We start from the raw sequence: 11,255 nt of genomic DNA, 5'->3' as shown, positions 1-11,255 counted from the left end.
GGAGGTAGGAAATGCAAGTAAATGATTTTAAGAATATACAAGAAGCAATAAAATATGAAGTTTTGCAAGATGAAAAAGAATATTTAAAACTCTTAAAAGTTATAGGTAACAATCAAAAATATGATTTTTCTAGCCAACTAAGTATATACAACAAAGAACCTGAAGCTAGAGCTTGTGCGACATTTGATATGTGGAAGAAATATTTTGGTCGAGTTGTTATGAGAGGTCAAAAGGGTATTCCAATTTTAGTTGGAAGTGATATAAATCAAAGAATTTCATACATCTTTGATATTAGTCAGACCACATCAATGGATAGGAATATTAATGAGGTTAGCTTATGGCAGTTTGATCACGAAAACCATAATGAGGCTTTAAAAGAAATAATAAATGCTTCTTCATTTGAAGCGAGTGATTCACTTAATGAAAATATATTTTCTTTAAGTCGAATTTATGGAGATGAATACATTAACTTGGCTCTTGCTGATTTGAGGATAGATATAGAGGATAGACTTAGCTTTGAAAAGTTTATGAGAGACTCAATATCCTATGCGGTAGCTAATAGGTTTAATACAGTTTATCCTATGGATATGGAAAATTTAAAAAATAATTTTTCGAGGATTAATACAATTTCTTTAGAGCAGATAGGTCTTGTAATATCAAGGGTTAGTGAAGATATTATAGATAACACAATAGAAAAATCTAAGGAAATGGATCGAGCTAGGCTGCTGACAGAAAGGGCCGGTGGCGACTATAATAGAGATATAGAAAATATAAACGAAGATAGAGGAGGTAAAAATGATTTATATAGACGAGATGATAGGTCAAGAAGTAGAGATGGACGAGTTTTCACAGATGGAAGCGACAGAAGAAATAGCGATGAAGATCGAAGAGAAAACCCTGGATATGATGGAGAAGGATCTGGAATTTATGGAGAGATTTCCGAATCCAACATACGCAGTTCTAAGACTATCTTATCTAGTAGGGAGCGAGGACATGGAGAACTGGAAGAAACTTCAGGAAAAGTACGAGGAGAAAACACTTTTGAACCATCTGAAGGAAATTCAGAATCAGGCAGTGGACTTTATCAAGAGAGAGAAAGTCAAGATGATGAAAGCACAAGGATTGACAGAGAAGATGATGAGAGAGAATCCAGAGGAATACCAAGGACAGATGAACAACTTAATGGCAACAGTGAAGATAATGGCAATCAAGGAATACGTGGAAGCTTAGAAAATGAAATAAGTCAAGAAAAGGAAGCTGATGAAGCTTCTTTTTTTGATGGCAAAAACACTGAAAATAGAAAAGACTACTGGATTGTAGAATTTAATGAAAACCATGAATTAGTTCCCGATTATAGTGGACAGATAGTAACTAAGGATTTAATTAATGTCCTAAGACAAAAGGATATAGATGTTAAAGACCATAATCAAACTCATGGAGAAAATGAATTTGGAGAAATGACTGATGATTATATAGGATATTTCAAATTCTATTTTGACCACTATGTAGACGGTGAAGTTGTCGAACACTATAGGATTGACCTTGGTGATGGTGAAGAAGTAAATGAGCGTGAATTTTCATATTTAGAAGAACAAGTTACACTAAGTGAGGAAAAAGCTTCACAAGAAGAAGTTAAGGAAAAGATAGAGCCTAAGTTTAAGATAGGTGATCAGGTTAGATATAAAGATAAGGACTTTACCATTACAGATTTTGATGAACTAAGTGGAGGACTTAAAACTGTAACCATTAGAGATAATATGGAGTATATGGGAGGTATGATTAGGGGTTCGGAAGTAATTCCATATAGAAACGATTCATACCTTGAAGAAATCTTTGAAAATCTAACTCAAACATCAGAAAAATTAGCAGTAAAGGTTGGAAAAGAATTTATTTTAGAAGATAAGAATACCTTTGATGGAATTAACTTAATTGAAGCTGGAACTAAGGTAGAAGTTAATGGGGAAGAATTCCCTTTATATAAAGGTGAAACATTTGAAGAAAGTAGAAAGATTGATGACCTTTTAGATAGTGGAAATTATGAGATATACAAATTATCTGAGCATGAAAAACAAATTGAAAGACAAGTAGAGCAAGAAAGCTTTATAGATAACCACAATCTTGAAATTGACCAAATGATGGATAGATACAATGTTCCAAGAGAAGCAGCCGAAAACTTATTGAGGGGTAAAGAGGATTTAAAAAATCTAGGCTATGAACCTAATAAGGAAAGGCTAAGTTTTGCTAGAAATTATGACTTGAAAAATCATATCTACTCAGAATACCTAACACCATCAGAAAAGCTAGATAAAAATATAAAAGCTATTAAGATGCTCAAAAGACTTGAAAATGAAAATAGGAGTCCAAGAGAGTATGAACAAGCCTATCTTGCTGATTATCTAGGATGGGGTGGTCTTGCCGATGTCTTTGATGAAGAAAAGGGAGGACAATGGCTTGAAGCAAGAAATATTTTAAAAGAAAATCTAACAAATGATGAGTATTTGAATGCTAAAGAGTCTACTCTAACATCATTTTATACACCTAGAGAGGTAATGGATGGAATATATAAGACCATAACAGATATGGGTTTTAAGACTGGGAATATCCTTGAACCATCTGCAGGAGTCGGTAATTTTATTGGAAGTATGCCAAGTGAAATACAAAGCTCTAAAGTCTATGGAGTAGAAAAAGATAGTCTAAGCGGAAGAATAGCAAGAGAACTTTATCCTGAAGCTAATATTCAAATTAAAGGTTTTGAAGAAACAAACTTCTCAAATAATTTCTTTGACTTGGTAATAGGAAATGTTCCCTTTGGAGATTTTAAAGTTAACGATCGTGAATATAACAGAAATAACTTTCTGATTCACGATTATTTTTTTGCAAAGTCAATAGATAAGGTTAGGAATGGAGGAATTATTGCCTTCATAACTTCATCTGGAACTATGGATAAAAAAGATGAATCTGTTAGAAAATATATTAATGCAAGATGTGAGTTTTTAGGAGCTATGAGGCTTCCTAATACAATATTTAAAGGACTTGCTGGTACAGAAGTTACTTCAGATATTATTTTCTTGAAAAAGAGAGATTCAGTTATAGAAAGAGATGATGATTGGATTCATCTAGCAACTGATAAAAAGGGTTTGACTTATAATAAATACTTTGTAGATAATCCTCAGATGGTATTAGGGAATATGAAAGAAGTATCTGGCAGATTTGGCAATACTATTACTTGTGATGAAAAAGAAGATGAAAAGTTAAAAGACTTAATGGATATTGCAAGTAAGGAAATATCTTCAAATTCTAAATATGAAGAAGTCGAGATATTGGAAGATGAAGAATTAAGTCTTCCAGCAACAGATGATGTTAAGAATTTTTCTTATACCATTATTGACGAAGATGTCTATCTAAGAGAAAATTCAGTCTTAATTAAGCAGAATATATCAGATAAAAATAAAGAAAAAATAAAAGATTATCTTGATATACTGAATGCCTTAAAAGATGTAATAGAAAAGCAAAAGGATGATTTTTCTGACGAGGAAATAAAAGAGTCACAAGCAAACTTAAATGAAGTCTATGATAACTTTTCAAAGAAACATGGCTTTATTAACTCCTTATCAAATACTAGAGCCTTAAAGGAAGACTCAAACTTTCCTTTAGTTTCATCAATAGAAATACTTGATGATGAGGATAATTTTAAAGCTAAGAGTGATATATTCTCAAAAAAAACAATAACAAAGGCAAAAGTAGTAGACCATGTAGATACTTCTCTTGAAGCCTTAGTCTTATCAGTTTCACAAAAAGGATATGTAGATTTTGAATATATGGAATCTATCACAAGTAAAGATAGGGACACCTTAATTGGTGAGCTTGAGGGAGAAATATTTTTAGATATTAAGGACACAGACCTAATAAATAACAGAATGCCCTTTGAAAACTTTGACAATGACGATCCATTTCATTTTTCATATGTATCGGCTGATGAATATTTAAGTGGAAATATTAGAGAAAAGATTGGTTATCTCAATTCATATATCGGAGAAATTGAAAATGTAATAGATTTAGCACCTTCTGAAAAGAAAGACACATTATTAAACGAGTTAGGCAAACTTAAATATCAAAGAGAGAAATTACAAGAAGTTATGCCTGAAGAACTCACAGCTTCTGATATAAATGTAAGGTTAGGAGCAACTTGGATACCTCAAAAAGATATAGAAGACTTTACCTTTAATCTTTTGAAAACACCTGGTTATGATAGGTGGAATATAAATGTTAGGTTCTCACTACACACAAGTGAATGGAACATTGAAGGTAAAAGCGTTGACTCAACTAATGACCTTGCTAATATGACTTATGGTACAAGTAGAGTAAATGCCTATAAGCTAATTGAAAATGCTCTTAATCTAAAAGATACAAAGGTATTTGACCAAGTAATAAATGATGATGGTTCTAAGACATCTGTATTAAATAAAAAAGAAACTATGCTTGCAAGTCAAAAGCAGGAACTGATTAAAGAAGAATTTAAGAATTGGATATTTGAAGATCCTGATAGAAGATATAGATTAGAAAAGATTTATAATGAAAAATTCAACTCAATTAGAAATAGAGAATTTGATGGTTCTAACTTAACTTTTGATGGAATGAATACTGAAATCAGACTTAGAGAACATCAGAAAAATGCCATAGCAAGAACGCTTTATGGCGGAAATACACTGCTTGCCCATGTAGTAGGAGCAGGAAAAACTTTTGAAATGGTAGCTTCTGCTATGGAATCTAAAAAGTTAGGACTTGCAAGTAAATCATTATTTGTAGTTCCTAACCATCTAACCACTCAAATTGGTAGAGAGTTTATGCAATTATATCCGTCAGCAAATATTATGGTGGCCGATAAAAAAGACTTTCAACCCAAAAATAGAAAAAGATTTATTGGTAGGATTGCAACGGGAGAATATGATGCGGTCATCATAGGACACTCTCAATTTGAAAAAATACCAATGTCTAAGGAATACCAGGTAAGACATATACAAGACCAAATAGATGATATAGTTTCCTTTATTGATGAGAACAAAAGAAATAGAGGAGAAAATTTTACAGTAAAACAACTAGAAAAGACAAAGAAGAAACTCTTGGTAAGACTTGAAAAACTAAATGATGACTTTAAAAAAGATGATGTAATAACCTTTGAAGAACTAGGAGTAGATAAGTTATTTATAGACGAAGCTCATAATTACAAAAACTTATTCTTGCATACAAAGATGAGAAATGTGGCTGGTATCGGTCAGAGTGAAGCCTTTAAGTCTTCAGATATGTATATGAAATGTAGGTATATGGATGAAATGACAAATGGCAAGGGAGTTGTGTTTGCTACTGGTACACCAATATCAAATTCAATGACAGAGCTTTATACCATGCAAAGATACCTTCAATATGACGATTTAAAGGCAAGAGGATTAGAACATTTCGACGCTTGGGCTTCTACTTTTGGAGAAACAGAAAATACCTTTGAATTATCTCCAGAAGGCACTGGATATAGGCAAAAGACAAGATTTTCAAAGTTCTATAACTTGCCAGAGTTGATGTCTATGTTTAAAGAAGTAGCAGATATAAAGACTTCAGATATGTTAAATTTGCCAGTACCAGAAGCAAATTTTGAAGTTATTAAAACAAAACCTACTGAGGAACAAAAAGAAATATTAGAAGCTATTTCAGAAAGAGCTGACGCAGTTAGAAATAACCAAGTAGAGCCAACAGAAGATAATATGTTAAAGATTACAAATGATGGTAAAAAACTTGCCCTAGACCAAAGATTAATAAATCCACTACTTCCCGATGATCCTAATTCAAAGGTAAATGTATGCGTTAAAAATATCTTTTCGATCTGGGATAAGACAAAAGAAAATTCATCGACCCAATTAGTGTTTTCAGACATGTCTACACCAAAAGGAGATGGAGAATTTAATATCTATGATGATATTAGAAATAAGCTAGTGAATATGGGAATACCAAAAGAAGAAATAGCCTTTATCCACGAAGCAGATACAGATAAACAAAAAGATGAATTGTTCTCTAAGGTAAGAAGAGGAGAAGTAAGAGTATTATTAGGCTCTACTCAAAAAATGGGAGCAGGTACAAATGTACAAAATAAACTAATAGCCTTACACGATTTAGACGTCCCTTGGAGACCGTCTGACCTAGAGCAAAGAAGTGGTAGAATTGTTCGTCAAGGTAATGAAAATGATAAGGTAAATATCTTTAGGTATGTAACAGAAAATACCTTTGACGCCTATTTATGGCAGACTATAGAAAATAAGCAGAAATTCATATCCCAAATTATGACTTCAAAAACTCCAGTAAGAGTTGCAGAAGATGTTGATGAAGCAAGTCTATCTTATTCAGAAATTAAGGCTTTAGCTACTGGTAATCCTCTAATTAAAGAAAAGATGGATTTAGATAACGAAGTTACAAAACTAAAAATGCTGGAAGCAAACTACAAGTCTAATAAATATAAGCTCGAAGATAAGGTAAATAAAATTTATCCTCAAAGTATTTTAAAAACTGAAATGGAAATACAAGCAGTTAAAGAAGATATTGCAAGTGTAGAGAAATTAGGAGAAGGAGATAGCAAATTCACTTCAATAAGTCTCGGAACAAATAAAATTTTAGATAAGAAAGAAGCTGGAGAGAAGCTATTAGAAGAAATAAAAAAGTTAAAGATAAATGATAGCAAGGTTATTGGTAAATATAGAAATTTAGACTTACAAGTTTCATATAATTTCATGACTAATACTCATACCTTTAAACTCCTAGGGAAAGCAGAATACTTTGGAGAGTTTTCAAACTCTACTGATGGTAATATAACAAGACTTGATAATGCCATTGAAAAAATGCCTTCAAGACTTGAAAGGTTAAATCAAAACCTTGAAAACTATAAAGAATCTTTAGAAAATGCCAAAGTAGAATTGACCAAACCATTTGAAAAAGCAGATGAGTTAAGGGATAAGACTCTAAGACTTGCTGAGATTAATAAACTTTTAGATATGGGAGAAGTAGAAGAATTAGAAAACCAATCACCATTATTAGAAGATTTAAAGAGGGCGATAGTTGATTATTCTAACTATGAGTTTTCAGAATCTAATAGCTATGAAGACTTTGACAAATTATACCCCGATTTAAGCCATATAGGACTTGCCTATACAGAAACACCTGATGGGAAGCATTCTATTCAATATGAGGTAAATTTGGAAGAAAAAACATGGACTCAGTATGTAGATAATGTTGCTATTAGAACAGAATCTTTTGTAGAAGAAGATATATCTAATTCACAAGCTATTAAAGACGTGACTGAAGCGATAAAGATGTCAAGTTTTGATGATCTGGTATCAGTAGATGAAGAAGATTTAAAACAAGCTCTAGGACTAGAAATAGATGATGATGGAAACTTCTATGATCCACTAGCAAAAGATCTTGACAATGATGGAATACCAGATAGGTATGACAATGATTTTAAAGATAGTGATTACTTTGAATCAACTTATGATGTAGAGGACAATCTTCACTCAAGGGAAGAGAAACCATCAATATTGGGACAAATATCAAAATTTAAATCAGAAGAAGAAAAAGATAAAAACCAAGAAAAAAACGAAAAAGGACAAGAAAGATAGAGGAGGGCTAGTAGCTCTCCTTATTTAATACAAGGAGGAAAATATGGAATACAAAGATATTAGAGAAAACTTACAAGAAATGATGAATGATAACTACAAGGATTTTATAAAAGCACTTGTGAGCATAGAAAAAGGTGTTAATGATGAAAAGGCACTTGAAGAAGTCTATGTTTTATATATGAACAATGACACAACAGGTCTACTAAATGATGACTTTGACTATATGATTGATGATATGAAAGAACAAGGTAAGATTGTTGAAAATGTCAGTGATATTGAAGAAAAAGATGATCTTATAAATCTCGTGGGTAATATAGCTGGTAAAGTAGAAAACTTGGAAAGAGAGAATGCCAATGGAGAAAAGTTTAAAGTAAGTAATTTCTCAATTGTTTCAAAAGATGACGATGGAAATAAAGTTTATACCAATTGTTCAGCCTATGGAGATAAGACAAAAGATTTAGAGAACCTGAAACAAGGAGATTTTGTTAAAATCTTCGGTCAAGTAAAAACAAGCATTGATTACAACGGAAAGGAACATAAAAATGTCCGTATTTTGTCTTCTAAGCTCTTAAAAGCAAAAGAACAATTAAAGAGTCAAGATAAAGATAAAAAGTCTATATTAGGGCAAATAAAAAGCTTTAAGACATATGACAAAGCTAAATCAAACAAGAAAGACCATAGCAAAGGTACAGAGAGATAAATAACGGCAGTCTTCGGACTGCCTTTGTTTTTTGGTATGACGGGTATGTTTTAATGCTGGGGTGAAAATCCCTACAGAGCGTAGTTACCAACGAATCTAATAGCGACTTGCAAGTTTTAGATGGTACATCTAGGAGAGAGAAGGCAATAGCGAAATAGTAGTAACAACGAATAGTGAGATGTCAGCAGAATCCATAGTAGCGAAGAAGTTTCTGTAATGGAAATGGAGCGAGGGGAGGAACGATATTTATTGTAATATTTGAAAAGGATGCATTATGACTTGATGGAACACAAGGAAGAACGTATTCATCTCTTAAGGTTCAGATACAAAAAGAAAAAAGGAAAATAGATACATAAGTAATAAATAATATGATACAAGAAAATATTGAACCGCCGTATGCCGAACGGTACGTAAGGGTGATGTGAGAGGGGCTATAAATTAGACTATACTAGATTTGAATAAACAATGATTATTAAAGTATTATTTGAATATTTGATAAATTTATGCTTAATACACAAAAGTTAGCTGAGATTTATTATTGATAAGGTTACAATAAATAAAAGAGTTAAAAATAACTAGAAAGCAGTAGGTAGAATAACAGATACTAAAATAACTAATTTATACTAAGATATAGTATATAATAATATTAGAAGAATATTGATATAAAATCACACATTGTCTATATTATAGAGTTACGATTATTTGTGTTTATCAACATTTATAAGGAAAAATTATGAAAAGAAAAGATTTGATTTTGATTGCTCACATTATACTACAAATTGTTTTATTTATACCTATAATTCCTTTTATAAAGTATTACCAACGAAAAGATATAGGGATTATAATAATAATTTTGCTGAGTATTGTAAATTTTATTTCGTATGTTATTACAATATTAAATTCTGATAAAAAATTTATCTTAAAGCATAGTATTCTGACTATTATATTTATAACATTTATATGTGCAGAAGATACAATACTAATTAATCTACAAATAGGAAAACACATAGAATTAATCATATATAGCTTATTAGTGTTAGAAAATTTAGCGTTGATATGTTCAACATATAGGTTAAGTATTCAAAAACTAATTATAATTATTATTCTTTCTATTTCAGCTTTAACTATGAATTATAATTATCCATTATCCGATTTTATATATAAATATGTAGTTATTCTCTTATTAATGAGTCCTGGTATTTCTTATATATTAGATAAAAAAATAAGACATAATAATAGAAGGACAATTTTATATTTACAAATATGTTTTATTATTTCTTTTTGTATTTATAAGAAAATCAATAGTATTGAGATTGTTTCAATTAGTGAGTACCTATTATTGTCAATTATATCAATGGAGTCGGTGTTACTATATAAAATTATGATTACTGATGTAAGAAAAGGATTAGCATTATTTATCAAAGCCATGAGGAACCTATTTTTAGGTTATATTGTTTTATTTGTAATGCTATATTTAGTTGGTATTTCTGTAGTAGATATTACTTTATTATCTTTTTACTTTTTTATATATTTAGCAGAATTTAGAAGTTATAAGGAGTATAAGAAACATCAAAGTGTTACTTTTGATGAATTATTAGATAGTTATTATGTTGAAATATATAGAAACAGAGAAATTGAAAGACTTAATACTTTAAAAATTCAGACATTCTTACATGATGATATACTTCAAATTATAATAGCAATACGTAGATGGATTGAAGATAATTTGTCAGGTTCAGATAAAAATTATATATTACAGAATTTAGATAAATTGAATGATTTAATTCGACATGAAATTGATTCATTTAATCCTAAGATTAAAGAGTACAGTTCTTTGTATGATGCATATAATAAACTTATATCAGATCTAGAAGATATGTATTTAAGTAAACAGATGCTTATTGAATTTGAATGTAAAAAAGATATTGAACTTTCATCACCTTATGATGAGCTAGTATATAAGTGTATTAATGAGTTGTTAATAAATGCATTTAAGCATTCTAAAGGTTACAACACTAATATTAATCTGAAAGTAGAAAAAAATATAATTTACTTAACAGTTACAAACGTTGGAGATTATATAAAAGATAAAGATAAAGATAAAATTAAAGAAGGCAATATAGGCTTAAATATTCTAAGGCTGAATTTAAAACAATACAGAGGGGTATTTGAATATGAAATATTTAAGAATAATGAAGAATTAGAAGAATCGTATGTGCAATTTAAAATAAAAATTCCATTAGATAGGAGAGTTGTAAATGAAAATTTTGTTAATAGAAGATCATAAAATGGTAGCTACTTCTTTAAAAATGAGTTTAGAAACAGAACAATCTATTTCTGTAGATGTAATAGACTGCATTGAAAAACTTAATACAGATAAATCAATTCTTAGTTACGATCTATTACTTATAGATATTAACTTAACGGGTATTGAAGGAACAGTAAATGGCTTAGATCTAGCTGAAAAATTAATAGAAAAGTATAAGGAAATTAAAATTGTTATCTTAACTGCATATAAATTAGAATTTTATATAAAACGAGCTAAAGAAATAGGATGTAGAGGTTTTATTTCTAAAGAAGAAGATACTAAAAATTTAATACAATATATTAAAAGTATTGTAGAAAAAGATAAGATAATATTTCCTGAGGAAAATTATATGTTAGAATCGTTGACAAAATATGAATTAAAAATAGTGAGATTGTATTCAAATGGTATGTCTAGGAAAGAACTAGCTAAAGAACTTAATACAAATGTTAGAAGTTTAGCGGTATCTTTATCTAGAATATATCAAAAATTAAATGTTAGAAATTATCAAGAAATGATAGACAAGGTAAGAGAACTAGGTTATGTAGATTCATTTTGATGATGAGCATTAGGATTTAAAAATTCTAATGCTTTT

Annotated in this window: 4 protein-coding genes; all 4 read left to right on the top strand. The window is 30.1% G+C overall.

Annotated elements, in window-relative coordinates:
* Nucleotides 1–11: 11 nt before the first annotated feature.
* The 4 genes from CS884_RS08070 to CS884_RS08055 all read left to right on the top strand — a co-directional run bounded on the left by CS884_RS08070 (nucleotide 12) and on the right by CS884_RS08055 (nucleotide 11,219).
* Complete coding sequence (locus CS884_RS08070; protein ID WP_099321355.1) at nucleotides 12–7,655, top strand: helicase-related protein; 7,644 nt, start codon at nucleotides 12–14, stop codon at nucleotides 7,653–7,655.
* Between the two features lie 43 nt (nucleotides 7,656–7,698).
* The gene (locus CS884_RS08065; protein ID WP_099321354.1) at nucleotides 7,699–8,355 is read left to right on the top strand and encodes a DNA-binding protein; all 657 of its coding nucleotides are present in this window, start codon (nucleotides 7,699–7,701) and stop codon (nucleotides 8,353–8,355) included.
* A 733-nt stretch (nucleotides 8,356–9,088) separates the two neighbouring features.
* Nucleotides 9,089–10,642, top strand: coding sequence for a hypothetical protein (locus CS884_RS08060; RefSeq protein WP_099321353.1), 1,554 nt, complete (start codon nucleotides 9,089–9,091; stop codon nucleotides 10,640–10,642).
* Nucleotides 10,614–11,219: a response regulator transcription factor gene (locus tag CS884_RS08055; RefSeq protein WP_004167020.1), complete on the top strand. Its 606-nt coding sequence runs from the start codon at nucleotides 10,614–10,616 to the stop codon at nucleotides 11,217–11,219. The genes CS884_RS08060 and CS884_RS08055 overlap by 29 nt, the downstream gene beginning before the upstream one ends.
* The last annotated feature ends 36 nt before the right edge of the window (nucleotides 11,220–11,255 follow it).

This window comes from Anaerococcus sp. Marseille-P3625 (assembly GCF_900232825.1).
Lineage (GTDB): Bacteria > Bacillota > Clostridia > Tissierellales > Peptoniphilaceae > Anaerococcus.
Note: the sequence above shows the minus strand (reverse complement) of the source record. Positions and strands in the feature narration are given on the sequence as shown.